Below are 23,419 nucleotides of genomic sequence, written 5' to 3' on the forward strand. Positions count from 1 at the left end.
TAGGTGCAGCGCAGATTGCACTTGTCGATCACCGACAGGCGCAGATCGGTGGCCCGGCGGCCGTGCCGGTCGGCCAGTCCCGCCTCCCGGGGCGCACCGCTGGGGCCCGGCCCCGCACCACGGATCCGCGGAAGACCCAGGGAAACGCTCATGTCACCGCCTCGGTGGTCGCGTCCGGCTCGCACGGTGTTCCGCGCGCCGGGATGGTCCGCCCAGTGTAATCAGTCACCGGCATGCCGAAAATGCCACGCGCGCCGCCCGGCGTCATGCCGGCTCCGGCGGGGCCTGCGCGTCCAGCCGCTCGAGGGCCCCCGTCCACCGGGCCTCGCGCTCGGCGGGCGACTGCTCCCACCACGGCGTGCCGCGCTCGCCCAGGCCCAGCTTCGCGAGCCCCACCCGGTCCCGCACGGCCCGCAGCTCCTCGTCCGTGCCGTCCCGCCGCACCGTGCGGACGGCCGCGCGGGCCCGGCCCAGGTGGGACGTCAGCCGGGCCGCCACGTCCGTGGGCAGCCCGGGGTCCTGGCGGCGCCACCGCCGGCCGTCCACCACGATCCACCGGCCGTCCGGCGTGTGCTCCACATCCCGTCGCGTCATGGCTCCGATCCTGCCAGGACGAGCCCGTCCCGGCACCTACGCTGGAGGGATGAGCAGGCACGCGCAGCACCCGGTCCGCAGCGTCGACGAGCACCGCCGCGCGGTCACGGACGCCCTGCGGGGCCGCCGCGCCCGGACGGAGACCGTGCCCCTGGCGGCCGCGCCGGGCCGGGTCCTGGCCGCGGACCTGGTGGCGCCCCTGAGCCTGCAGCCCTTCGACAACTCCCAGATGGACGGCTTCGCGATCCGTGCCGCCGACAGCCGGGTTGCGGCGGGGGAGGACGGGCGCGCACCGTTCGTCGTCGTCGCCCCCGTGCCCGCCGGCCACGTCCCCGGCCCGCTGGCTCCCGGGGAGGCGGCCCCCGTCATGACCGGCGCGCCGCTGCCGCCCGGCGCGGACGCGGTGGTGCCCGTCGAGGAGTCGCTGCCGGGGGGCTTCCCGAGGCCGGGGACGCGCCTGCGGCTCCCGGCGGGCCAGCCGGCCGGGCGGTTCGTCCGCCGCGCGGGGGAGGACGTCGTCGCGGGGGAGACCGCGCTGGTCGCGGGGCAGCGGCTCACCCCCGCCCGGATCGGACTCGCGGCCGCTCTGGGCTGCGCGGAGCTGACCGTGCGCGCCCGGCCCCGGGCCGTGCTCTACACGACGGGCGACGAGGTCGTGGCGCCCGGCGCCCCGCGCGGCCCCGCCCAGATCTTCGACGCGAACGCGGCGATCCTGTGCGCCCAGCTCGCGGAGGCGGGCGTGGAGGTGCTCGGCGCCCACCTGGTCTCCGACGACGCCGGCGCCTTCGCGGCACGGCTGGCCGAGGACGCGCGGCAGCGGCCCGACTTCTTCGTCTCCTCGGGCGGGGTCAGCGAGGGCGCCTACGAGGTCGTCCGGCAGGTGCTGGAGCCCCAGGGCGAGTTCGTGCACGTCGCGATGCAGCCCGGCGGGCCGCAGGGTCTCGCCACGTCCGGCGGCGTGCCCTTCGTCTGCCTGCCCGGCAACCCCGTCAGCACCCTGGTGTCCTTCGAGATGTTCCTCCGTCCCGCCCTGACCGAGACCGTGGGAGCCCCGGCGCCGCGGGCCCGCCGCACGGGGCCTCTGGCGGAGGCCGTCCGGCCGCTGCCCGGCAGGACGCAGGTGCGCCGGGTCGTCTGGGACGGCGCCACGGTGCGGATGGCGGGCGGGGCGGGCTCCCACCTGCTGGCCGCGGCGGCCCGGGCCAACGCCCTCGCGCTCGTGCCGGCGGGCGGGGCGGAGCTGCCGGCGGGGACCCCGGTGGAGCTGCTGCTGCTCGACTGATCCGCTGCCCGGCTGATCCGCCGCCCCACCGACCTGGTGCCCCACCGACCTGGAGCCCGACCGGACCGCTGCGGCCCTGCCCCGCTGCCGGGCGGGGCGCCTCCGGCCGGACCCGGGCGTGCGGCGGCGGTGTCGCCGCCCCTCGTTAGACTGGTCTGCGGCCCCACCCGGACGATCGCACAGAACAGGTCCCCATGACGTCCCTGCTCGCCCCGCTGCTCCTCGCCGCCACCGCCGTGATCCAGGCGCTCGGCCGCTACGAGTACCACCAGAACGGCATCACCGTGGTGGGCCAGATGCTGTTCCCGATCTTCTTCGCCGTCCTGGCGCTCTTCCTCGCCCGACGCGGCGAGCGGGGCTCCTTCGGCACGGCGCACCTGGGGCTGCTCGTGGCCGGGGCCGTCCTGTTCGTGCTCACCCTGGTCGGCCGGAACGGCACCGTCCCCCAGCTCTACCCCTCCGTGTGGATCTACTACGCGGCGTTCGCGCTGCTGGCGGTGCAGGCGGCGCTGCGCATCGCGGGGACCCCCCGGCGCCGGCGCGGAGGCGCGCCGTCCGAGGACCCCTCCCCGCGGGGCTGAGCCGCTACGGGGCGGTCGCGGCTCCGCCGACGCGCTCGAGCACCAGTCCCGCCAGCTCCTCGGCCCGGGTCTCCGGCAGCCAGTGGCCGGCGTCCAGCTCCACGAACCGGTAGGGCCCCCGCACGTGCTCGGCCGTGAGCTCCGCGGCCTGCCGGCCCAGGGCGAGGTCCCGGGTGCCCCAGGCGTACGTGGTCGGGACGTCGACCGGTCCGGTGCGCAGCCGGGACAGCGGCAGGGCGCGGTACCAGTTCAGGGCCCCGGTGAGCGCGCCGGGCTCCCGCATCCGGGCCGCGTAGCGGGCGGCCTCCGCGGCGGGCAGGCCGGAGCGGCGCAGGAGGTCCTCGAGGCGCGGGCCGAGCAGCGCCTCCGGGAGCCGGGGCAGCTGGAAGGCCCCGACATAGGCCGAGCGCAGTGCCTGCGGCGAGCGGGTCAGGGAGCGTGCGAGCGCCCGGGGGTGCGGGACCGAGGCCACGGTGAGGGACGCCGTCCGCTCCGGCCGGTGGGCCGCGAGAGCCCACGCCACGATCCCGCCCCAGTCGTGGCCGACGACGTGCGCCCGCTCCAGCCCGGCGGCGTCCAGCAGCGCCACGGCGTCCTGGACGAGCAGCTCGAGCCGGTAGGCGCGGCGCCCCCGGGGCCTGGCCCCGGGGGCGTAGCCCCGCTGGTCGGGCACGAGCGTGCGCAGCCCGGCGCGCTGCAGCACGGGCGCGACCCGGGACCAGCTCGTGCCGTCCTGCGGGAAGCCGTGCAGCAGCAGCACGGGCTCCCCGTCCGGGGGCCCGTCGTCGCGCACGTCGAGGCGGAGGTCGCCGCGGAGGTCGAGTCGCAGATCGCCGGCGGGGCGGTGGGTCGGTCGGTCCATCCGGCCAGGCTGGTCCCGGTTCCCGGCGCTGTCCGGGCGGAAGGCCCCTCCGGGGAGCGGCGTCGACCCGGCGTTCACTCGTCCGGGGCGCGCCGCGCCTCCGACAACGGGGTGCGCCACACCCCCGGGTCCGTGACGGGGAACCGGCGGCCGGTCACGAGGGCCGGCACGACCCGGACGAAGACGCCCTTCCGTCCCGCCTGCCACGGGAACAGCGGCAGGTCGAGGGTCTCCGTCAGCTCCTGGACCTGCTGGATGCGCTCGGCGCGGCCCTTGAGCACCACGCTCCACGCCTTCGCGCCGGCCTCGTCGTACCCGTCGATCTCCACCGCCACCGGGACGTCGGTCAGGGCCCCGGCGAGCTTCGTCCCCTCGGCGGAGCGGAAGACGAGGGTCCCGTGGTCCACCACGAAGTTGATCGGGAAGATGTCCGGGTGGTCCTCCACCCACACGGCGAGGCGGCCGACGCCCGCGTCCCGGAGCAGCTCCCAGCACCTGTTGACCGCCAGCTCCTCCACGTCGCGGCCGTGCGTGTCCGTCATCGTGTCCTCCGTCATCGTGTCCTCCGTCGGGGTCCCGGCCTGCGGCCGCGTCCTGCTGGTGGGGCCTGCTCGGCCGACTACTCGAAGTCGGCGAGCCACAGGTCCGGGCCGAACACCTCGTACTGGATGTCCCGGGGCGGGAGGCCGCGGGCGATGAGCGCGCTGCGCACGGCCTGCATGAAGGGGAGGGGGCCGCACAGGTAGTACTGCGCTTCGTGCGGCAGCTCGACGGCGCGCAGGTCCATGAACCCCTCGTACTCGTTCGCGGCGCGCTCGCCGGACGCCCGGGGCTGCTCGAACCAGGCCTTCAGGGAGCCGTCCTCCAGGGCCGCGAGGTCCTCCTCGATCTGCCCGCGCAGCGCGAACGTCTCCGGAGAGGCGTCCGCGTGCAGGAACTTCACCGTGCGCTGGGAGCCGTCCTTCACCAGGTGCGAGAGCATGCCCGCCATCGGCGTGACGCCGATGCCCGCGCTGGCCAGCACCAGCGGCCGGTCCGAGTACTCCAGGACCACGTCGCCGGAGGGCACCGACAGCAACACCTCGTCACCCACCTGCACCGTGTCGTGCAGGAGGGTCGACATCTCGCCGGGCGGGGTGCCGTTGCCGCGCACCCGCTTCACCGCGAAGCGCCGGTGCTGGCCGTCGTCGGCGCGGGTCAGGCTGTACTGCCGGGGCTGCTGCACCCCGTCGGGCATCTCCATCCGGAGGGTCACGTACTGGCCGGGCAGGGACCGCTTCACCTCCCGCTCGTCGACGCGCTCCACCACGAAGGTCGTGACGTCCTCCGTCTCCGGGATCTTCTCCACCACCCGCCAGGTCCGCCACACGGTCTCGGGGGACAGCCGGACCGCCTCGTAGAGGCCGCGCTCCTGGTTGATGAGCACGTTGGCCATCAGCCAGTAGACCTCGTCCCAGGCCGCGGCGACCTCCGAGGTCACGGCGTCGCCCAGGACGTCCACGATGGCCCACATGAGGTTGTCGTGCACGATCTGGTACTGGTCCGGGTGCAGCCCCAGGGACACGTGCTTGTGCGCGATGCGGGAGAGCAGGTGGTCCGGGAGCTCGGTGGGCCTGTTCACCAGGTAGCCGGCGAAGGCGGCCACGGAGCCGGCCAGTGCCTGCTGCTGACGGCCGTCCGCCTGGTTGCCGCGGTTGAACAGCCCGTCCAGCAGCTCAGGGTGCTCGCCGAACATGTGCGCGTAGAAGCGCCGGGCGATCTCCTGGATGTTCTCCCCGACCGCGGGCAGCGTGGCCTTGACGACGGGGTACGAGGTGTCTGACAGCACGGTGGCTCCTTCGCGAGTGCCGGCTGCGTCGGCGGCGCTCTGGTCGCGTTCCGTCAAGCTAGCACCGCCCCCGGCGCGGGACCAGACGTGACGCGGCGGTGCACGGCCCGGGTGGGCCAGAATGGGAGGGACGCACCGACCGGGAGATCCGAAGGGGACCGAACCGACATGACCGAGCAGCAGCAGAGCCTCACGCACGTCCGGGCGGACGGGTCCGCGCACATGGTGGACGTCTCGGACAAGGCCGTGACCACCCGGGAGGCCACCGCGACGGCCACGCTGCGCACCCGCCCCGACGTCGTCGAGCAGGTCTTCGCCGCGGACCTCCCCAAGGGGGACGCCCTGCCGGTGGCCCGGGTGGCGGGGATCATGGCGGCCAAGAAGACCCCGGAGCTCGTCCCGCTGTGCCACCCCCTGCCGATCAGCAAGGTGACCGTGGACTTCGAGAGGCTGGCGGACGGCGTGCGGGTCACCGCGACGGTGCGGACCCGGGGGGTGACCGGCGTGGAGATGGAGGCGCTGACCGCGGCGTCGGTGGCCGCCCTGACGCTCTACGACATGATCAAGGCCGTGGACAAGCTCGCCGAGATCGACCGGGTCAGGGTGCTCGCGAAGTCCGGCGGCAAGTCCGGGGACTGGGCGCGGACCGACGGGGACACCGCGTGAGGAGCGCCGCCGTCATCGTCGCCTCCACCCGCGCCGCCGCCGGGGTCTACCAGGATCGCAGCGGGCGGATCGCCGCCGACTGGTTCGGCTCCCACGGCTTCGAGGTCGAGGGCCCGTTCGTGGTGGCCGACGGCGAGGACGTGCGCGCCGAGCTCGAGCGCCTGCTCGTGGTCCGGGCACCCGAGGACCGTCCCCGGGTGATCGTGACCAGCGGGGGGACCGGACTCGCTCCCGACGACCTCACGCCCGAGGTCACCCGGCCCTTCCTGGACCGCGAGCTGCCCGGCATCATGGAGGCACTGTGGGCGGAGGGCCGGAGGACCACGCCCCTGGCGGTGCTCAGCCGCGGGCACGCCGGGGTCAGCGGCGCCACGTTCGTGGTCAACCTCCCCGGCTCCACCGGCGGGGTCTGGGACGGGTTGAAGGTGCTCGAGCCGCTCCTCGACCACGTCTGCGACCAGCTCGAGGGCCACCGCGACCGCGGGCACGACGGCCCCCACCACGACCCCCGACCCCACGAGGAGACCGACCGATGAGCACTCCCGGACCCATCCGGGCGGAGACCGCCGTGCTCGGCGCCTTCGTCACCGAGGAGCCCCTTGACCACGCCCGGGCCGTCGCGGCGGTGCAGGACGAGCGCACCGGCGCCGTGGTGTCGTTCAGCGGGGTCATCCGCGACCACGACGGCGGCCGCCCCGTCACCAGCCTCGACTACACCTGCCACCCCGGCGCGGACCGGGCCATCCAGGACGTGGCCCGCCGGGTCGCCGAGGAGTTCCCCGGGGTGCGGATCTGGGCCGCCCACCGGATCGGCCACCTGGAGATCGGGGACTCCGCCCTGGAGGCGGCCGTGGCCGCCGCCCACCGCAAGCTCGCGTTCGCCGCCTGCGACGCGCTCGTGGACAGGATCAAGACCGAGGTGCCCGTCTGGAAGGAGCAGCGGTTCGCGGACGGCTCCACCGAGTGGGTCGGACTGGACGCCTGAGCGCCGTGGACCTGCCCCCGCTCGTCGAGCCCGCCGCGGAGCTCACCGACGCCGAGCTGCGCCGCTACGCCCGCCACCTGACCGTCCCCGAGATCGGCGAGGAGGGCCAGCGGCGGCTCAAGAACGCCCGGGTGCTGTGCGTGGGCGCGGGCGGTCTCGGCTCCCCGGCTCTGCTCTACCTCGCCGCCGCGGGCATCGGGACCCTCGGGATCGTCGACGACGACGTCGTGGACGCCTCCAACCTGCAGCGCCAGGTGATCCACGGCGGGACGACGCTGGGCGCGCCCAAGACCGCCTCGGCCGCCGCGCGGATCGCCGACCTCAACCCGCTGGTGCGCGTCGTGGAGCACCGCGAGCGGCTCACCGCGGGCAGCGCGGAGGAGATGCTGGCCGGCTACGACCTCGTGCTGGACGGCACGGACAACTTCGAGACCCGCTACCTCGTCTCCGACGCGTGCGAGCTGGCGGGCCTTCCGCACGTGTGGGGCTCGATCCTGCGCTTCGACGGCCAGTACTCGGTGTTCTGGGGCGCGCACGGACCCACCTACCGCGACCTCTACCCCGTGCCCCCGGCCCCGGGCACGGTGCCCAACTGCGCCGAGGCCGGCGTGCTCGGCGTGCTGCCGGGCCTGCTGGGCACCGCCATGGCGGTCGAGGCCGTCAAGCTGGTCATCGGGATCGGCACCACGATGCTCGGCCGGGTCGCCACCTACGACGCCCTCTCGGCGCGCTGGTGGGAGATCCCGCTGTCGCCCGCGCCGGGCCGCCCGCCCGTGACGGCTCTGACGGCGGCCGACGACGGTGCTCCCGCCTGCTCGGCGCCGGGAAGCGTCCCGGTGCCGGGGAGCGTGCCGACGGTGACGGCTCCGGAGCTCGCGGAGCTGCTGGCGGCGCGGGAGCGCGGCGCCGCGGACTTCGAGCTCGTCGACGTCCGGGAGCCCTACGAGGCCCGGCTCGCGGCGATCCCCGGCGCACGGCTGGTCCCGCTGGGCCAGTTCGAGTCCGGGGAGGCCCTCGCCCTGATCGCCCCGGGCCGCCGGGTGCTGCTGCACTGCAAGGCCGGGGCGCGCTCCGAGCGGGCCCTGCACCTGCTGCGGGCCGCCGGTCACCCCGACGTCGCGCACCTCGAGGGCGGGGTGCTGGCGTGGATCGAGCAGGTGGACCCGTCCCAGCAGCCCTACTGATCGACCGGCGCGGCCGCTGCCGTGCGCCTCCGAGACTACGCGCGGAGCGGACAGTCCTGGCCACGGGCCGGTCCCGTCTGCCTACGGTGGGGTCGTACCGTTTCGACGAAAGGAACCGCCCATGTCCGAGAACAGCATTTCCGCCAGCCGGGTCATCGACGCCCCCGCAGACGCCATCTTCGACGTCCTCAGCCTCCCCTCGCGCCACCAGCAGATCGACGGCTCCGGCACGGTCGTCTCCGGCGACGACCAGCGCATCCAGAAGGTCGGCCAGGTGTTCGTGATGAACATGAACGGCGAGCACATGGGCGGCGACTACGTCATGGAGAACACCGTCTCCGGCTACGACGAGAACAAGCTCCTCGCCTGGAAGCCCAAGCCACAGGGCGCGGAGCTCGAGGGCTGGGAGTGGATCTGGGAGCTCGAGCCCCAGGGCCCCGGCGCCACGCTGGTCACCGAGACCTACTCGTGGGAGCACGCGAGCCCGGAGGCCAGGAAGGCCGTGTCCTTCCCGCTCTTCGAGGAGGGCGCCCTGGAGCACTCCCTCGAGCGGCTCGCGGCGGCCGTCTCCGAGAAGTGAGCGCCTGAGCCGCCGAGGCGGCACGGAGCCCGGTCACCCGGGGTGACCGGGCTCCGTCGTGCCCGTGGTCACTGCTGACGGCGGGCGGCGCGGACGGAGGCCGCCGCGGGATCGACCCACAGGATCTCCCACTGATGGCCGTCGGGGTCCCGGAAGCAGCGCGAGCGCAGGAAGCCGTAGTCCTGGGAGTCGCCCTCGGTCCCGCCGGCGCGGACGGCGCGGTCCACGATGGGGTCGATCTCGTCGGGGGAGTCGACGCACAGCGCGTTGACGACGGAGGCGTCGGACGGGGTGCCGGGCCTGCCGGGACCCACCAGGCGCAGGTGGCGGTCCTCGCTCAGGACCATGACGTGCTCGTCCTCGCGGATCTCGACGGTCCCGGCGCCGGTGCCCTCGAACGCGGGGTGCAGAGGCCAGCCGAGGCGGGAGTAGAACCGTTTCGACCTCTCCAGGTCCGAGACGGGAAGGGTGATGAAGTCTGTCGGTGCCATGGTGCTCCCCTTCGTGGTGCGGCGGGACCCGCCCTCAGCATGGCCCCGGACGGGCGGGGCCGCAACGGTGTGACGGGATCCCCGCCCGCATGTCAGGACGGACTCGGAACGGCATCGGAACGGCATCGGTGCGGGGTCGGAATGGGTTCGGGCGCCCCGGGGTTGGAACGGGCATGCGAGTCATCGGAGTCGAGTCGTTCGGAGGGCCCGAGGTCCTCGCCGTCCACGAGGTGCCGGACCCCCACCCCGGCCCCGGAGAGGTGCGGATCCGGGTCAGGGCGGCCGCCGTCAGCCCCACGGACACCCTGCTGCGCGCCGGCGGTCAGCCGGTGGAGCACCTGCGGCCGCCGTACGTGCCGGGGATGGACGCGGCCGGGGTCGTCGACGAGGTCGGGGAGGGCAGCGCCTGGCGCGTGGGGGAGGCGGTCATGGCCATCGCCCTGCCGCGCGGGGAGCACGGAGGCGCCTACGCGGAGCTCCTGGTCGCCCCCGACGACTCGATCGCCCGCCTCCCGGCGGACACGGACTTCGCCACGGCCGCCACGCTGCCCATGAACGGGCTCACGGCCCTGCAGGTCCTCGAGGTGCTGGACCTGCAGCCCGAGCAGACCCTGGCCGTCACCGGGGCCGCCGGGACGCTGGGCAACTACGTGGTGGAGCTCGCCAAGCACGAGGGCCTCACCGTGATCGCGGACGCCGCGGAGCAGGATCTGGAACTCGTGGACAGCCTCGGCGCCGACCACGTGGTGGCCCGCGGGGACGACGTCGCCGAGCGGATCCGGGAGTTCTTCCCCGACGGCGTCGACGCCCTCGTGGACGCCGCCGTGCTGAACGAGAAGGCGGCCGCCGCCGTCCGGGACGGCGGCGGGTTCGCGACCGTGCGGCGCTGGACGGGGGACCCGGGCCGGGGGATCACCGTGCACCGGATCAGCGTGCCCCAGGAGTACCACTCGGGCGAGAAGCTGGACCGGCTGCGCCGGTACGTGGAGGACGGGGTGCTCTCCCTGCGCGTGGCCGCCGTCCTGCCCGCCGCGGACGCCGCCGAGGCGCACCGCCGGCTCGAGGCCGGGGGCGTACGGGGGCGGCTCGTCCTCGAGTTCTGACCCGCACGGGTCCTAGAAGTGCGAGCGGTACTGGTGGTCGATGCCGACCTGGTCCACCTTCCGGTGGAAGCGCATCCCGGCCAGGCCGCCGAGGATGGCCGCGAGCAGCGGGATCAGGACGGCGATCACCAGGGCGATGATGCCGCCCGTGGTCAGGGTGCCCTCGCCGATCGGGATCCGGGGGAAGCTGTTGAGCTCGCGCAGCACGTTGAACTGCTCGCCCGCGACCGCGCCCAGGACCGCCAGGACGATCGCGATGAGGATCGCCCAGATCCACACGGCCACTCCCTGCTTGGCGCCGTCGAACCGTGCCATGCGCCCGGCCACGTAGCCCCCGGCGAAGTAGGCGACGAAGAGGACCAGGGCGAGGGCGATGCCGCTGACGAGGCCCACGGTGCCGGCGTCCTGCGCCACCTGTTCCGCGATCTCGCCCGGATCCGTGCTGGTCGCCACACCCACGCCCGCGCCGATCGCGGCGAGCAGGGCGGTGAGCAGCACGGCGATGCCCGTGGCGGTCATCCAGCCGAAGAACGCGGAGCCGAACTTGACGCCCCCGAACTCCCGCTTCTCCGCGGCGACCACCTCCTGCCGCCGCCCCCGCGGGGTGGAGGGGGCCGGGCGGCCCGCCCCGGGCTCCCGGGACTCCTCCGGGACGGTCGATCCTGACGGGTCCTGGTGTGCCATGGTGCTCTCCTCCGTCGCGGACCATCAGCTTGCTGAATATCTTCCTCTCCCCGGCCGCCGTCCGCAATGGCTCCGGTCGCCGAGCTCGGGGTGTGCGCCACGTCACCGCCGGGAATAGGCTGATGCCTCCGGGCCGCTCCGCACAGCGGTCAGCGCACGGCACGGAGGAAAGGCCATGATCATGGGAAGCACTTCCGACTTCAGTCCCCGCACAGCCGTGGTGACCGGCTCCGACTCCGGCATCGGGCGCGCGACCGCCGTGGCGCTCGCGGCCGCGGGCATGGACGTGGGCATCACCTGGCACCGGGACGAGGAGGGCGCCGAACGGACGGCGGAGGAGGTCCGGTCCTACGGCCGCCGGGCGGTGGTGGCGCGGCTGGACACCACGGAACTGGAGAGCTGCGGCGCCGTCGTCGACGGCCTCGTGGAAGAGCTCGGCGGGCTGGACGTGTTCGTGAACAACTCGGGCACGGGGGCGAACGTCCCGTTCCTGGAGACGTCCCTGGGCACGTGGCGCAAGGTGCTGGCCACCGATCTCGACGGCGCGTTCCTGTGCCTCCAGGCGGCGGCGCGGCAGATGGTGGCCGCAGGCCGGGGCGGCCGGCTGATCGCCGTCACGAGCGTCCACGAGCACGTGCCACGGGTCGGCTCGAGCGCCTACGACGCCGCGAAGCACGGCCTCGGCGGGCTCGTGAAGACCATCGCGCTCGAGCTGGGGGAGCACGGGATCACCGCGAACTCGGTGGCGCCGGGGGAGATCGCCACCCCCATGACGGGGCAGGAGGACGAGAACCCGCGGGCCACCCACCGTCCCGGCGTGCCGCTGGGCCGGCCCGGGGACGCCCGCGAGGTCGCCTCGGTCATCGCGTTCCTCGCGTCCCCGGCCTCCGCCTACGTCACCGGAGCGTCCTGGGTCGTGGACGGCGGCATGGTGCAGATGGGGCCGCAGGCGGGCTCCCACCTGACGAGCGACGAGTGGCGGAAGGGCTAGCCCGTTCCCGCGCCGCCCCGCTCCTCGGTGCAGGGGCACGATCGGCTGGGCCGGTTCACCCCGCGGCAGGCCGGAAAACGCACTCGTCAGTGGCTGAGCCGGAAGGAGATATCTACTCTGGACGGAGGTCGAGCAGACGGCCGTGCAACTGATGGCATGCGACGAAGGATGCTCTCGTGGACCACAAGCTCTCCGTGCTCGTCCAGGTCGACCTGGACGGCGCCTACCTGCGCCTGGTCGTCACCGGGTGCCTGACCGAGGCCAATCAGCACGTCCTGTATCCGCTGGTGCGCCGGGCCCGGACGCTGATCCCCCCGGTGACCGTCAGCGTCGATCTCACCGCCGCGGGTCATGTCGAGGCGATCGCGGTGGACCTGCTGCGCTGGGCGATGGACCACGACGAGTCCCTGGAGGGATGCAGCCCGGTGGAACTGCTGGTCCCCGACGCCCTGCCCGCCCACCGGCCCGCCGAGCCATCCGTCGTGCGCCACCTGGAGGCCTCGGGGTGGGGCGGATGACCGGGCTGGGGCGGATGACCGGGGCCGCCGGTCGACCCCGCGCCTGAGGGGCCCACGGACCGGGACGGTGCCGGGCGGGCTTAGAGTGGGGGCCGCAGCCTGCGTCTGCTCCTGCCCGCACCGACCCGAGAACTGAGGCCCTGGTGAGCGTTGCGTCCACCGCAGCCGCGTCCCGCACCGGACGCTCGACGGCGCTGACCGGACTGGCGTGGCTGCTGCTGGTGGGCGTGCTGCTGCGGTCGGTCTGGCTGGTCCTCGACGGCAGCACCGACCTGGACGTCTACCGGCTCGGCGGCATGGCCGTGGTGGACCGGCACGGGTTCGACGACGAGCTCTACGGGCCCGGGCTCAGCCCGCACGACGACGGCGGACTGCCGTTCACCTACCCGCTGTTCGCGGCGCTGCTGTTCGTGCCGCTCGCCTACCTGCCCGAGTGGCTCACCGAGCTCGCCCTGGGGCTCACCACGATCGGCCTCGCCGCGGTCCTCTCGGCCGTGCTCCTGCGCTACGCCGCCGCCCGCGGCCGGCCGCTGCCCCTGCAGGCCCTGCTGGGCCCGGCCACCGCCGTGGCCGCGGGCACCGCCGTGCTGCTGTGGTCGGGACCCTGGATGCGCAACGTGGGTCTCGGGCAGATCAACGCGCTGCTCCTCGCCCTCGTGCTCTACGACCTGCTGCGCACCCGCGACGACACCCTCCTGGGCAGGGTCCCCCGCGGGTTCTGGATCGGGCTGGCCGCCGGCATCAAGCTGACGCCCCTGGCGTTCGGGCTGGGGTTCCTCGTGCGCGGGCAGCTGCAGCCGATCCTCACGATGGGCCTCACGTTCGCCGCGACCGTGCTGATCGGCTTCCTGGCGCTGCCGCGGGACGCGGTCGTGTTCTGGACCGAGGACGTGGTCAGCGACGAACGCGTCGGCAGCACCGCGTACGTCGACAACACCTCGCTGCAGGGGGTGCTGCTCCATCTCGGCGTCCCCGGGGAGGTGGAACCCCTGCTGCGCTGGGCCCTGGTCCTCGCCATGGTCGTCGGCGTCGCGCTGCTGATCCGGGTCCTGGCCGCCCGCGGGATGACCCTCTCCGTGGTGGCGGTCAGCGCCCTCGTCATGCTCTACATGTCCCCGGTCACCTGGTCCCACCACCACCTGTGGTGGGGCCTCGTGCTCACGGCGCTGTGGGTCGAGGCGTGGCCGGCGTTCCTCCGGGACGGCCCGCGCCGGCTCGCCCTGGTGCTGGGCGGGGTCGCCCTCGTGGGCCTGTACGTGGGGCCGATCCGCTGGGACGCGTGGCTGCGGCCCCTGGGGGTCCCCGGGCCGGCCATCGACCTCGTGGCCGCGCTGTCCTATCTCGCGCTGTTCCTGCTCCTGGCCCTGTGGACGGGCACCGGGCTGCGGGCCGGGACCCGGGACGCAGGCGGCGCGGGTCTTGCCTGAGCCCGGCGCCTGGACCGGCTACGACCGCGGCAGCCGGGGCTATCGCCGGGTGCTGCTGGCCCTGCTGTGCGCCGGCGTGGCGACGTTCGCGCAGCTCTACTCCGTGCAGGGCGTGCTGCCGCTCATGGCCACGGACCTCGGGATCGACGCCGCGGAGGCGTCCCTGGGCGTCTCCGCGGCGACCTTCGGCCTCGCCGTGGGCGTTTTGCCGTGGTCCGTGGTCTCCGACCGGTGGGGCCGGCTGCGGACCATGGTGATGGCCGTCGGGTCCGCCACGGCCCTGGGGCTCGTCATGCCCCTGGCGCCGAGCTTCGAGGCCGTGGTGGCGCTGCGCTTCGCGGAGGGCGTCGCCCTGGGCGGGATCCCCGCCGTGGCCATGGCCTACCTCGCGGAGGAGCTCGACCGCCGGCACGCCGCCGTGGCCGCCGGCACCTACGTGGCGGGCACCAGTCTGGGCGGTCTCGCCGGGCGCATCATCGCCGCTCCCGTGGGCGACGCGTTCGGCTGGCGGACCGGCACGATCACCGTGAGCGTGCTCGCCGCGCTCGCGGCCGTGGTCTTCGTGCTGATCGCCCCGCGCCAGCGCGGGTTCGTGCGCCAGACCGTCCGGCTCGCCGGGCCGGCCGGCCTGCTGGGGCGGCTGCGCGCCAATCTCGCGGACCCCGGTCTGTGGGTGCTCTACCTGCAGGGCTTCCTGCTCATGGGCGGGTTCGTGGCGATCTACAACTACCTGGGTTTCCACCTCGGCGAGGAGCCGTTCGGGGTGTCCCAGACCGTGGTGAGCCTCCTGTTCCTCGCCTACCTCTCGGGCACCTGGTCCTCCGGGACCGCCGGGCGGATCGCGGCGGCCCACGGGCGCCGGGTGGTGCTGGCGAGCAGCGGGATCGTCATGCTCGCCGGGCTGCTGGCCACGCTCATCCCGTCGATCCCCGTGATCGTGGTGGGCCTGCTGCTCTTCACCGCCGGCTTCTTCGCCGCGCACGCGGTGGCCTCCGGGTGGGTGCCGGTGCGCTCCCGCACCGGCAAGGCGCAGGCCTCGTCCCTCTACACGCTCTTCTACTACGCCGGTTCGTCCGTGCTGGGCACGGCCGGCGGTGTCTTCTACACGGCCACCGGATGGGCGGGGGCGGTGGGTTTCGTGGCGGCCCTCGTGGTCCTCGCCGTGCTCCTAGTGCTCCTGGTCCTGCGGGCGCCCGAGCCCGCCTGAGCGCTCCCCGCCCGGGGGAGGAGGCTCAGTCCTCGGTGCCGCCCCACTGCAGGGGGAGCACCTCGAAGGAGCTCGCGAGCGGCACCCCGAGCCGCTCGCCGACGGCGGCGGCGTTGCCCCGCAGGAAGGCGTCCGGGTCGAAGTCGGTCCAGCCGAGGCCCTCGAGGTAGGCGCGGTGGGCGCGCAGGGACTCCACGCCGGCGTCGAAGGTCTCCGTGACGTCCGCCGCGTGCCGGGCGTCGGGCGAGGCCGCCGCCCAGACCGCCAGCACGTCGGGCCACGGCTGCAGGCCCGCCTCGAGCTGCTCCGGGAAGATCCACCGGTTGCCGGCGTCCCGCACGGCGTCCAGGGTGGCCCGGCCCGTGGCGATGTGGTCCGCCTGGTTGAGGTTGGTGGCGTTGTCCCAGGTGTCGCGGAAGTTGTTGGTGATCACCACGTCCGGGCGGTGCCGGCGGACCACCTCCGCGAGCCGCCGTCGCAGCGCCACCCCGTACTCGAGCACCCCGTCCGGCAGGTGCAGGAACTCCACCTGCGCCACGCCCACGATCCGGCACGACTCCCGCTGCTCCGCCTCCCGCAGCGGGCCACACTGCTGCGGCTCGAGTCCGTCGATGCCGGCCTCCCCGCTGGTGACGAGGCAGTAGACCACGTCCTTGCCCTGTCCGGTCCAGCGGGCCACGGCCGCGGCGGCGCCGAACTCCATGTCGTCCGGGTGCGCGACCACCACGAGGGCGCGCTGCCAGTTCTCGTCGACGTGCGTGAGCGGAGTCTCAGTCATGGACCCCATCATGGACCCGACCCCGGGTCCCGGCAACGACGGCCACGCCGATGTCGCGGGGCCGTCGGGCCGATGTCGCCGGGCCGGGAGGACGAGCAGGCTCCGCAGCGGTGGTGGAGCGGCTCAGCGGCCGGGGGCGGCGGAGGCCACGACCGGGAGCGTCTCCGTCCGCGCCTCGCCCGGGAACACCGGCTCCGCGTCCTCGTCGGTGGTCCCGTCCGTGATCCCGTCCGTGACCTCGTCCGTGGGCCGGCCGCGGTCCCGGACCGCGCCCACGAGCTGCCACAGCGCGTAGCCGAACAGGGCCGCGGCGACCAGCACGACACCGCCGCGCTTCTGCTCAGCGTCCAGGAGCGTGGCGGCGTAGCCGGCCCAGGGCACGTGGTACTTGACCAGGCCGCGCAGCTGGACGGCGGTGACCGCGTCCGCGTCCGCGGCGGCGTTGGCGTCGCCCTGCGTCGTGAAGCTGCGCCGCCCCTCGCCGTCGACCGCGACGCCCACGATCCGGTGGGTCACGAGGGTCGGGTCGTCCGGACGGGGCATGAACGTCACGACGTCCCCGGTGCTCAACCCCGCGGCGTCGTCCTCGCCCTCGAGGGGCGCGACGACGACCTGGCTGCCGGTCGGGACGGTCGGCTCCATCGAACCGGAGAGCACCGTCAGAGGCACCCAGCCCAGCGCGAGCGGGACGACGACGACGGCGAGCAGCAGCGCGGCCACCGCGGCCAGTGCGAGCACGAGCATCGGGTGGAGGGTCCTGCGGAGCACGGTGGTCATGACGGGAGTCCTTCACAGTTGATGTGGCCGCTCTTGCCGGGGGCCTTGATCGTCCACGCATAGATGCTGTCCACGGGGGTGGTGCCTTCGTCGGCGAACACGGCACGGATGAGGACCTGGTAGTCCCGGCTGGACGAATGGTTCGCGCCCAGGAGCTCGGCGGCAGTGATCCGGGCCTCCCGTGCGGTGGACGTTGGCACGGCCTTCACCAGCGTGGATGCCCCCGTGGTGCCCACGGGCCGCACGCGGACCTGCCACTCCGTGACGGCCGGGACGCCGGGGCCGCCGTCCCAGGACCACCGGAGCAGTGCGGCGCCGTTGTCCGCACCGCACTGCGCGGCGTCCTGCACCACCGGGAGGACAGGAGCGGTCACGGGCGGTTGCTCCACGGGCGGCAGCTCCACCCTGAACGGCACCGTCCAGGAGCGGGTCGCCGACCAGGTGCCGTCCCCGAGGGAGACGGCCTCCACCTCCGTGACGACCTGCAGCACCTGCCCGTCCAGCGGGCGCAGCGCGTCCTGGGCCACGGCGTCGGTCGAGACGGCCAGGCACATCCTCGCGGGCCGGTCCCGTTCCAGGGGCGCCCGGGTCTCCCCGAGGACGGCCACCGGGGCGGTCCCGCCCGGCGCGACGGCGGTCCACCGCGCCGGGGACGGTGCGGCGCCGCAGTCCGCGCCGGTGCGGTAGGCGAAGCGCATGCCCTCCGGCGGCGCCACGGACCCCCCGGCGGAGTCGACCAGGGAGACGTGGAGCGGCCGGTACCGGACACCGAACCCAGAGGTGTTGGTCAGGGTCGCCGAGCTCTCGACGCCGCCGACCTCGAATCCGACCCGGCCCGTGGTCATGGCGGGCACGTGCGCCTGACCGGTGGCGGACCAGCGTGCGTGGGTCCCGCCGTTCGGGGTCGTGAGGACGATGACGGCCAGCAGGACGAGGACGCCGAGCACGTAGGCCATGGGGGTGCGGAACTGGCTCAAGGGAACTCCTGGGGGGATCAGTTCTGGGTGAGGGCGACCGTGAGGGGGCCCGGCTCGACGGTCCTGCCCTGGGCGGAGGGGTCCGGGGAGACCTCGTAGGAGACGGTGACGTCGTAGGCGCCGCCGTCGTGGGCCGCGGTCACGGCCCAGGAGGACGGGCCGGGGGACAGCGGCAGCGCGCCGGAGACCGGCACCAGCTCCATGCGGGGGACGACCGCGCTGCCGGCCGGCACGCCGGGGTCGACCGTGAGGGCCGCGGTGAGGTTCGTGCCCTCGACGTCGAGGACCGCGCGGGTCGTGACGACGAGGGTGTCGCCGGGGGCCAGCGCGGACAGGGCGTCCGCCGCTCCGGCGAGGTCGGTGCTCTCGCGCCGGACGGCGCCGGTCGCGGGATCGAGGTCGGTGTGGTGGAGGGTCGCCCGCGCGGGCTCCAGCGCCACGTCGAGGGCGCCGGTGCTGACGGCCCGCGTCTCGAGCGGTGCCGTGTCGGACCAGCGGGCGGCCGTCCCGAGACCGTTGCCGAGCAGCGTCAGGGCCAGGAGCGAGGCCGCGGCGGCGGCGAGGGCGCGGCCGGCGGTCGAGGGGCGGGGAGTGCGCGTCATGGGAGCCTCTGGGGGATGAGACGGGGTGAGAGGGGCGGAGCGCCCCGGTGCGGCGTCGCCGCCGCACCGGGGTCCTCCGGGGCCGGTCGGCCCCGGGCGGTCACTGCTGGGCGAGGACGAGCTTGGTGCCGCTCAGCGACTTGGACACGTTCTCGCCGTCGCTGCCGGTGGTCCTGTCCGCGTGCCAGGTGAACGTGGCGACGGCCGTCACGACGTCCCCGTTGTCCTCCGCGGTGATCGGGTAAGAGTCCTCGGCCGACTTGTCGCCACTGGTCAGGGTGACGTCGTAGGACACGTAGCCGGCCCGTTCGAGAGCGTCGATCTCCTGCTGCAGCTGTGCCGGAAGCTGCAGCTCCAGGGTCCCCTCCAGGTTGTCGCCCTTCGCGATCACCGTGGTGGAGGCGTGGAGTTCGATGGTGTCGCCGGGGACGATCTGGTAGTTGGCCGGCCGGATCGTGTTCCCGGCGCCGTCCTTCCACGAGGCGGTGGTGTTCGCCATGGAGAGCTCGCCGGCCGTGATGATGTCCTGCGAGGCGATGGCCTTCTCCTCGGACCACTTCGAGAAGGTGCCGCCGCCGGCGGCGAGGAGGCCCACGGCCACGGCGCCGGCCAGGACGGCCTTGCCGGCGCGCCGGTTCTTGCCGCCCTGCACGGGGGACTCGGACAGGGGGGTCTGCGATGCAGTGTTCATGGTTCCGCCTTCGAGCGAGAGAGGGGTGAGAGGAGAGGACGCGCGGGATCGGTGCGCGTGTCGTGCCGGGCATCCGGTGGGTGTCCGCGGAGGCGGCGGGCCGCCCGTCCCCCCGGATCACGGGGGACGGAGGACCCGCTGCGACGGCCGCGCCTCGGCGCGCCGGCCCGTGGTACCGCAGTGGATCGCCCGGGGAATCCGCCGGCAGCCCTGCCGCCGAATTCCCTTGACACGTCAACCCTAGACAAAAGTCTATGCATAAGAACAGATCTGCCCTGTCCCCACTTCACCTGACGTTACTGTTCAGTAATGTCCCCGCTTCGGCCTCAGGCAGGGGCGGGCCTAGGATTCCGGGGGAGGCCTCCCACCCGGAGGGGCCGGGACCGGAGGACCACCATGACCCGCGCTTCCCAGCGACGCCGCGTGCACCGGTACACCGCCGACGGCGACGGGACCGGGCGCGCGGACACCCTGGCCGGCGAGGAGCCCCTGGAGATCCGGCTCAACGGCAGCCCGTTCACCGTCACCATGCGCACGCCCGGCCACGACTTCGACCTCGTGGCCGGTTTCCTCGTCTCCGAGGGGGTGGTGCGCGCGCCGTCGGAGATCGTGCAGATGGACTACCGCAGCGGCATCGGCCCGGACGGGCAGCGGACCTACAACGTGGTGGAGGTGCGGCTCGCGCCCGGGGTCGCCCTGCCGGACACCTCCATGGAGCGGCACGTCTACACGTCGTCGTCGTGCGGGGTCTGCGGCACGGCGTCCATCGAGGCCGTCACGAAGGTCTCCTCCTTCGACCCGGCCGAGGACCGGACCCGGCTGTCCGTGCCCGCGCTCCTCGCCCTGCCGGACCGGCTGCGCAGCGGGCAGAAGCTGTTCTCCACGACCGGTGGCGTCCACGCCGCGGGTCTCTTCCGCTTCCCGGACGGCCCCGCCGGGACCGGCGACGACGGGCCCGAGCTGCTGTGCGTCCGCGAGGACGTGGGGCGGCACAACGCCGTGGACAAGGTCGTGGGCTGGGCGCTGCGCGAGAACCTGCTACCCCTGCGCTCCTGCGTCCTGCAGGTCTCGGGCCGCGCCTCGTTCGAACTGGTGCAGAAGGCGTACATGGCCGGCGTCCCGGCGCTCGCGGCCGTCTCGGCGCCCTCGGCCCTCGCCGTGGACCTCGCGGACCGGACGGGCGTCACCCTGCTGGGCTTCAGCCGCGGGACCTCGTTCAACGCCTACGCCCACCGGGAGCGCCTCGTCCCCTGACCGGGCGGGAGGCCGCCCCGGCGCTGGCTACGATGGAGTCATGAAGCCCTTCCTGCTGCTCGCCACCCGCGCCGAGGACGACGTCGCGGACGAGGAGTACGAGACCGTGTGCCGCTTCAGCGGGCTGCAGGAGAGCAGCCTCCACCGGGTCCGGCTGGAGGCCGGGCCCATGCCGGCCATCGACCTCGGGCACTACTCCGGGGTCATCATCGGCGGGTCCCCGTTCAACTCCTCCGACCCGCCGCAGCTGAAGTCCGAGGTGCAGCGCCGGGCCGAGGCCGAGATGCGGGACCTGCTCGACGAGGTCGTCGCCCGGGACTTCCCCTTCCTCGGCGCCTGCTACGGCGTCGGCACCCTCGGCACGCACCAGGGCGGGATCGTGGACCGCACCCGCGGCGAGGAGATCGGCGTCATCGAGATCACCCTCACCGAGGAGGGGCTGCGGGACCCGCTGCTCCGGGAGTTCCCGTCCGCGTTCCACGGGTTCGTGGGCCACAAGGAGGGCACGCGCACCCTCGCGCCCGCCGCCGTCCTGCTGGCCACCGGCACGGGGTGCCCCGTCCAGATGTTCCGGATCAAGCAGAACCTCTACGCGACCCAGTTCCACCCCGAGCTGGACGCCCCCGCGCTGCTCAACCGGATCGAGGCGTACAAGGAGCACGGGTACTTCCCGCTCGCCGAGGCCGAGGACGTCAAGGACCGCATCCGCACCGGGCCGCCCGTGACGGAGCCCGAGAAGATCCTCGCCGCGTTCGTGGACCGCTACGCCCGGTGAGCCCCCGGCGGCCGAGGACACGCACCCCGAACTGTCGCGTGTCCGGAAGGGCCCGGCTGCGGATACCGTGGGAGGCATGACCACGCGCGCCGCCCCCTGGAGCCAGGGGTCCCTCGACGAGCACCCCGCGAGCCCCGGCCCCCGGCTCCTGCCGTACCACCGGCTCGGCCACGCCGACCCCGACCACCGGTGGTGGAAGCCGCTCGTGGAGCTGCTGCTCTTCGGGTCCTTCTACCTGGTGCTGACGATCGTCTTCGCCGTCGTCTGGGCCGTGGGCCTCCTGGCGGTGCGCGGCGAGGAGGCCCTGGACGACGTCTTCCTCGACGCCACGGCCCTGGACATCATGGACCCGGCGATCTTCTTCATGCTGTTCTTCTCCCTGGTCCTCATGATCCCGGCGCTGCTGGCGGCCCGGGCCATCACGGGTCCCCGGCCCCTCGGGCTGCTGCTGTCCGTGACGGGGCGGCTGCGCTGGGGCCTCCTCGGCCGGTGCCTCCTCGTGGCCCTGGCGGTCTACGCGGTCGGCCACGCGGCCGCCGCCCTCGTGGAGTACGCGCTGCTGGGCTCGCTGACCGCCCCGCAGCCGGTGGAGGGCTTCTGGTGGCTGATCGCGATGATCGTGCTGGTGGTCCCGCTGCAGTGCGCGGCGGAGGAGCTCGTCTTCCGGGGCTACCTGCTGCAGACCGTGGGTCGGTGGCTGCGCCGGCCCGTGTTCGCGATCCTGCTGCCGGTGCCCCTGTTCACGTTCGGGCACCTCTACGACACGTGGGGGCTGCTGGCGGTGGCGGTCATGGCGGTCGTCGCCGGCTGGCTGACCTGGCGCACCGGCGGGCTCGAGGCGGCGATCGCCCTGCACGTGGTCAACAACGTGATCGCCACGCTCTTCGGGGCCCTCGGCCTGTCCGATCCCGACGCGGAGGAGTCGACCTGGGTGGCCCTCGCCATCTCGGCAGGCATGCAGCTGCTCTTCGCGTGGCTCGTGGTCCGCGGCGCGCGCCGGCGCGGCGTCGAGGTGACCCGGACCGTGCACCCGCCGGGGCCGCCCGCCCTCCTCGCGGCCGGCCCCGGACGGACGGGCCACGGACCCGGTGCCTGGGTGTGCCCCGGCCCGCCGGCCTGTCCCGGTCACTGGGCGGGGCCGGCGCCGGGACCCGCGCCCCAGCCCCTTTCGTAGACTGACGTCATGGAACCGAGCACAGCAGTCGACCCCCGGTCCGCCGTCGAGGACCTCGGCCGCTACGTGATGGAGTCGCCGAGCTCCTTCCACGCGGCCCACGCCGCCGCCTCCCGGCTGGAGGAGGCGGGCTTCGTCCGCCTCGACGAGACGGAGGACTGGGCCCGGACCGGCGTCCGCGGGAGGCGCTACGTGCTCCGCGACGGGGCGGTCATCGCGTGGGCCACCCCCGCGGAGGTCCCGCCGGCGGCGGGGTTCCGGATCATCGGCGCGCACACCGACTCGCCGGGCTTCAAGCTCAAGCCCCGGCCCACCACCACGGCACACACCTGGCACCAGGCCGGGGTCGAGACCTACGGCGGGGCGCTGCTGAACTCGTGGCTGGACCGTGAGCTGCGCCTGGCGGGCCGGCTCGTGCTCCGCGGGACGGACGGCGCCCCGGTCGAGCACCTGACCGCGACCGGCCCCGTGGCCCGCATCCCTCAGCTCGCCATCCACCTGGACCGCGACGCCAACAAGGGCCTGCAGCTCGACCGGCAGCAGCACGTGCAGCCGGTCTGGGGCGTGGGGCAGCCGGAGGACGCGGACGTCCTCGCGCTGCTGGCCGAGCACGTGGACGGCGGGCCCGTGGACCCGGCCCGGATCGTCGGCTACGACGTGGTGCTGGCGGACTCCCAGCCCCCCGCCGTGTTCGGGCAGGGCGGGACGCTGTTCGCCTCCGGGCGGCTGGACAACCTGTCCTCCGTGCACGCCGGGCTGAGCGCCCTCGCCCGCGAGGCGGAGACGGTCGAGCAGGGCCGGCACATCGCGGTGCTCGCCGCGTTCGACCACGAGGAGATCGGCTCCCGCACCCGCTCCGGCGCCGCGGGGCCGTTCCTCGAGGACGTGCTGGTGCGCATCAGCGAGGGCCTGGGTCGTTCCCCCGCCGAGCACCGGCGCTCCCTGGCCGGGTCCGTGTGCCTGTCCGCCGACGCCGGGCACCTGGTGCACCCCAACTACCAGGGCCACCACGACCCCGTGAACCGGCCGGTGCCCGGGGCGGGGCCGCTGCTGAAGATCAACGCGGACCAGCACTACGCCACGGACGCCGTGGGCGCCGGGATCTGGGCCGAGGCCTGCGCGCGCGCCGGAGTGGGCTACCAGGAGTTCGTCTCCAACAACCGCGTGCCGTGCGGGTCCACGATCGGTCCCATCACGGCCGCCCGGCTGGGCGTGCGCACCATCGACGTCGGCATCGGCCTGCTGTCGATGCACTCCGCCCGGGAGCTGTGCCACGTGGACGACGTCGCGGCCCTCGGGGCCGTCGCGGGGGCCTTCTTCACCGCCTGACGTGCGGCACGACGGGCCCCGGGGCTGGGGCGCCCCAGCGGGGCCGCGGTGCCCTGGCACGGCGAGGGGCCGTGGTCCG

General features: G+C 74.4%; 27 protein-coding genes and 1 pseudogene. 16 read left to right on the top strand and 12 right to left on the bottom strand.

Annotated features, from left to right (window positions below):
- A pseudogene (locus ACYVM4_RS15240) lies at positions 1–152 on the bottom strand (GTP 3',8-cyclase MoaA); the annotation flags it as partial.
- A 112-nt stretch (positions 153–264) separates the two neighbouring features.
- Positions 265–594 (bottom strand): biopolymer transporter Tol, encoded by a 330-nt coding sequence (locus ACYVM4_RS15245; RefSeq protein WP_368820962.1) that lies wholly within the window; start codon positions 592–594, stop codon positions 265–267.
- A 49-nt stretch (positions 595–643) separates the two neighbouring features.
- Between ACYVM4_RS15245 and ACYVM4_RS15250 the strand changes: the two genes are divergently transcribed.
- On the top strand, positions 644–1,876 hold the full coding sequence (locus ACYVM4_RS15250; protein WP_460669079.1) for a molybdopterin molybdotransferase MoeA: 1,233 nt from the start codon (positions 644–646) through the stop codon (positions 1,874–1,876).
- 194 nt (positions 1,877–2,070) lie between these two features.
- The gene (locus ACYVM4_RS15255; protein ID WP_460669080.1) at positions 2,071–2,457 is read left to right on the top strand and encodes a hypothetical protein; all 387 of its coding nucleotides are present in this window, start codon (positions 2,071–2,073) and stop codon (positions 2,455–2,457) included.
- 4 nt (positions 2,458–2,461) lie between these two features.
- Here the strand turns inward: ACYVM4_RS15255 and ACYVM4_RS15260 are convergent, their stop codons facing one another.
- The 3 genes from ACYVM4_RS15260 to ACYVM4_RS15270 all read right to left on the bottom strand — a co-directional run bounded on the left by ACYVM4_RS15260 (position 2,462) and on the right by ACYVM4_RS15270 (position 5,147).
- A complete protein-coding gene (locus tag ACYVM4_RS15260; RefSeq protein WP_460669081.1) occupies positions 2,462–3,319 on the bottom strand; it encodes an alpha/beta fold hydrolase in 858 nt (285 codons plus the stop codon).
- A 74-nt stretch (positions 3,320–3,393) separates the two neighbouring features.
- Positions 3,394–3,876, bottom strand: a complete 483-nt coding sequence (locus tag ACYVM4_RS15265; protein WP_460669082.1) for a pyridoxamine 5'-phosphate oxidase family protein — start codon at positions 3,874–3,876, stop codon at positions 3,394–3,396.
- A gap of 62 nt (positions 3,877–3,938) precedes the next feature.
- Positions 3,939–5,147 carry a globin domain-containing protein gene (locus tag ACYVM4_RS15270; RefSeq protein ID WP_460669083.1) on the bottom strand — a complete coding sequence of 403 codons (1,209 nt, stop codon included), beginning with the start codon at positions 5,145–5,147 and terminating at the stop codon, positions 3,939–3,941.
- A 168-nt stretch (positions 5,148–5,315) separates the two neighbouring features.
- Here ACYVM4_RS15270 and moaC point away from each other — a divergent pair, with 168 nt between their 5' ends.
- From moaC to ACYVM4_RS15295, 5 genes are all read left to right on the top strand, one after another.
- A complete protein-coding gene (gene moaC, locus ACYVM4_RS15275; protein ID WP_368820956.1) occupies positions 5,316–5,813 on the top strand; it encodes a cyclic pyranopterin monophosphate synthase MoaC in 498 nt (165 codons plus the stop codon).
- On the top strand, positions 5,810–6,349 hold the full coding sequence (locus ACYVM4_RS15280; RefSeq protein WP_368820955.1) for a MogA/MoaB family molybdenum cofactor biosynthesis protein: 540 nt from the start codon (positions 5,810–5,812) through the stop codon (positions 6,347–6,349). Before moaC ends, ACYVM4_RS15280 begins: the two co-directional genes overlap by 4 nt.
- Positions 6,346–6,798, top strand: coding sequence for a molybdenum cofactor biosynthesis protein MoaE (locus ACYVM4_RS15285; RefSeq protein WP_368820954.1), 453 nt, complete (start codon positions 6,346–6,348; stop codon positions 6,796–6,798). Before ACYVM4_RS15280 ends, ACYVM4_RS15285 begins: the two co-directional genes overlap by 4 nt.
- Positions 6,799–6,803: 5 nt before the next feature.
- Entirely contained in the window at positions 6,804–7,982 is a 1,179-nt protein-coding gene (moeB, locus tag ACYVM4_RS15290; RefSeq protein WP_460669084.1) for a molybdopterin-synthase adenylyltransferase MoeB, read from the top strand.
- Positions 7,983–8,103: 121 nt separating this feature from the next.
- Positions 8,104–8,562 (top strand): SRPBCC family protein, encoded by a 459-nt coding sequence (locus ACYVM4_RS15295; RefSeq protein ID WP_460669085.1) that lies wholly within the window; start codon positions 8,104–8,106, stop codon positions 8,560–8,562.
- A gap of 68 nt (positions 8,563–8,630) precedes the next feature.
- Here the strand turns inward: ACYVM4_RS15295 and ACYVM4_RS15300 are convergent, their stop codons facing one another.
- On the bottom strand, positions 8,631–9,053 hold the full coding sequence (locus ACYVM4_RS15300) for a VOC family protein (protein WP_368820951.1): 423 nt from the start codon (positions 9,051–9,053) through the stop codon (positions 8,631–8,633).
- Positions 9,054–9,226: 173 nt separating this feature from the next.
- Between ACYVM4_RS15300 and ACYVM4_RS15305 the strand changes: the two genes are divergently transcribed.
- Positions 9,227–10,156: an NADP-dependent oxidoreductase gene (locus tag ACYVM4_RS15305; protein WP_368820950.1), complete on the top strand. Its 930-nt coding sequence runs from the start codon at positions 9,227–9,229 to the stop codon at positions 10,154–10,156.
- Between the two features lie 12 nt (positions 10,157–10,168).
- Here ACYVM4_RS15305 and ACYVM4_RS15310 read toward each other — a convergent pair whose 3' ends face one another.
- A complete protein-coding gene (locus ACYVM4_RS15310) occupies positions 10,169–10,840 on the bottom strand; it encodes a hypothetical protein (RefSeq protein WP_460669086.1) in 672 nt (223 codons plus the stop codon).
- A 181-nt stretch (positions 10,841–11,021) separates the two neighbouring features.
- On the opposite strand from ACYVM4_RS15310, the gene ACYVM4_RS15315 reads away from it, so the two are divergent.
- The 4 genes from ACYVM4_RS15315 (at position 11,022) to ACYVM4_RS15330 (ending at position 14,983) form a co-directional block, all read left to right on the top strand.
- Positions 11,022–11,831, top strand: a complete 810-nt coding sequence (locus ACYVM4_RS15315) for an SDR family oxidoreductase (RefSeq protein ID WP_460669087.1) — start codon at positions 11,022–11,024, stop codon at positions 11,829–11,831.
- A gap of 176 nt (positions 11,832–12,007) precedes the next feature.
- Complete coding sequence (locus ACYVM4_RS15320) at positions 12,008–12,349, top strand: hypothetical protein (RefSeq protein ID WP_460669088.1); 342 nt, start codon at positions 12,008–12,010, stop codon at positions 12,347–12,349.
- Positions 12,350–12,492: 143 nt separating this feature from the next.
- A complete protein-coding gene (locus ACYVM4_RS15325) occupies positions 12,493–13,776 on the top strand; it encodes a glycosyltransferase 87 family protein (RefSeq protein WP_460669089.1) in 1,284 nt (427 codons plus the stop codon).
- Positions 13,769–14,983 carry an MFS transporter gene (locus ACYVM4_RS15330; RefSeq protein WP_460669090.1) on the top strand — a complete coding sequence of 405 codons (1,215 nt, stop codon included), beginning with the start codon at positions 13,769–13,771 and terminating at the stop codon, positions 14,981–14,983. The genes ACYVM4_RS15325 and ACYVM4_RS15330 overlap by 8 nt, the downstream gene beginning before the upstream one ends.
- 25 nt (positions 14,984–15,008) lie before the next feature.
- Here the strand turns inward: ACYVM4_RS15330 and ACYVM4_RS15335 are convergent, their stop codons facing one another.
- The 5 genes from ACYVM4_RS15335 to ACYVM4_RS15355 all read right to left on the bottom strand — a co-directional run bounded on the left by ACYVM4_RS15335 (position 15,009) and on the right by ACYVM4_RS15355 (position 18,808).
- Positions 15,009–15,761, bottom strand: a complete 753-nt coding sequence (locus tag ACYVM4_RS15335) for a PIG-L deacetylase family protein (protein WP_460669091.1) — start codon at positions 15,759–15,761, stop codon at positions 15,009–15,011.
- A gap of 123 nt (positions 15,762–15,884) precedes the next feature.
- A complete protein-coding gene (locus ACYVM4_RS15340) occupies positions 15,885–16,538 on the bottom strand; it encodes a signal peptidase I (RefSeq protein WP_460669092.1) in 654 nt (217 codons plus the stop codon).
- Positions 16,535–17,515 carry a hypothetical protein gene (locus ACYVM4_RS15345; RefSeq protein WP_368820942.1) on the bottom strand — a complete coding sequence of 327 codons (981 nt, stop codon included), beginning with the start codon at positions 17,513–17,515 and terminating at the stop codon, positions 16,535–16,537. The genes ACYVM4_RS15340 and ACYVM4_RS15345 overlap by 4 nt, the downstream gene beginning before the upstream one ends.
- Positions 17,516–17,532: 17 nt before the next feature.
- Positions 17,533–18,117 carry a hypothetical protein gene (locus tag ACYVM4_RS15350; RefSeq protein WP_368820941.1) on the bottom strand — a complete coding sequence of 195 codons (585 nt, stop codon included), beginning with the start codon at positions 18,115–18,117 and terminating at the stop codon, positions 17,533–17,535.
- A gap of 100 nt (positions 18,118–18,217) precedes the next feature.
- Positions 18,218–18,808 (bottom strand): alternate-type signal peptide domain-containing protein, encoded by a 591-nt coding sequence (locus tag ACYVM4_RS15355; protein ID WP_460669093.1) that lies wholly within the window; start codon positions 18,806–18,808, stop codon positions 18,218–18,220.
- A gap of 396 nt (positions 18,809–19,204) precedes the next feature.
- Here ACYVM4_RS15355 and fdhD point away from each other — a divergent pair, with 396 nt between their 5' ends.
- The 4 genes from fdhD to ACYVM4_RS15375 all read left to right on the top strand — a co-directional run bounded on the left by fdhD (position 19,205) and on the right by ACYVM4_RS15375 (position 23,340).
- On the top strand, positions 19,205–20,062 hold the full coding sequence (gene fdhD / locus ACYVM4_RS15360) for a formate dehydrogenase accessory sulfurtransferase FdhD (RefSeq protein ID WP_460669094.1): 858 nt from the start codon (positions 19,205–19,207) through the stop codon (positions 20,060–20,062).
- Between the two features lie 40 nt (positions 20,063–20,102).
- The gene (locus ACYVM4_RS15365) at positions 20,103–20,837 is read left to right on the top strand and encodes a glutamine amidotransferase (protein ID WP_368820938.1); all 735 of its coding nucleotides are present in this window, start codon (positions 20,103–20,105) and stop codon (positions 20,835–20,837) included.
- 76 nt (positions 20,838–20,913) lie between these two features.
- Complete coding sequence (locus ACYVM4_RS15370; protein WP_460669095.1) at positions 20,914–22,011, top strand: lysostaphin resistance A-like protein; 1,098 nt, start codon at positions 20,914–20,916, stop codon at positions 22,009–22,011.
- Positions 22,012–22,020: 9 nt separating this feature from the next.
- Positions 22,021–23,340: a M18 family aminopeptidase gene (locus tag ACYVM4_RS15375; protein WP_460669096.1), complete on the top strand. Its 1,320-nt coding sequence runs from the start codon at positions 22,021–22,023 to the stop codon at positions 23,338–23,340.
- Positions 23,341–23,419 lie beyond the last annotated feature (79 nt).

Source organism: Kocuria himachalensis (assembly GCF_054784195.1).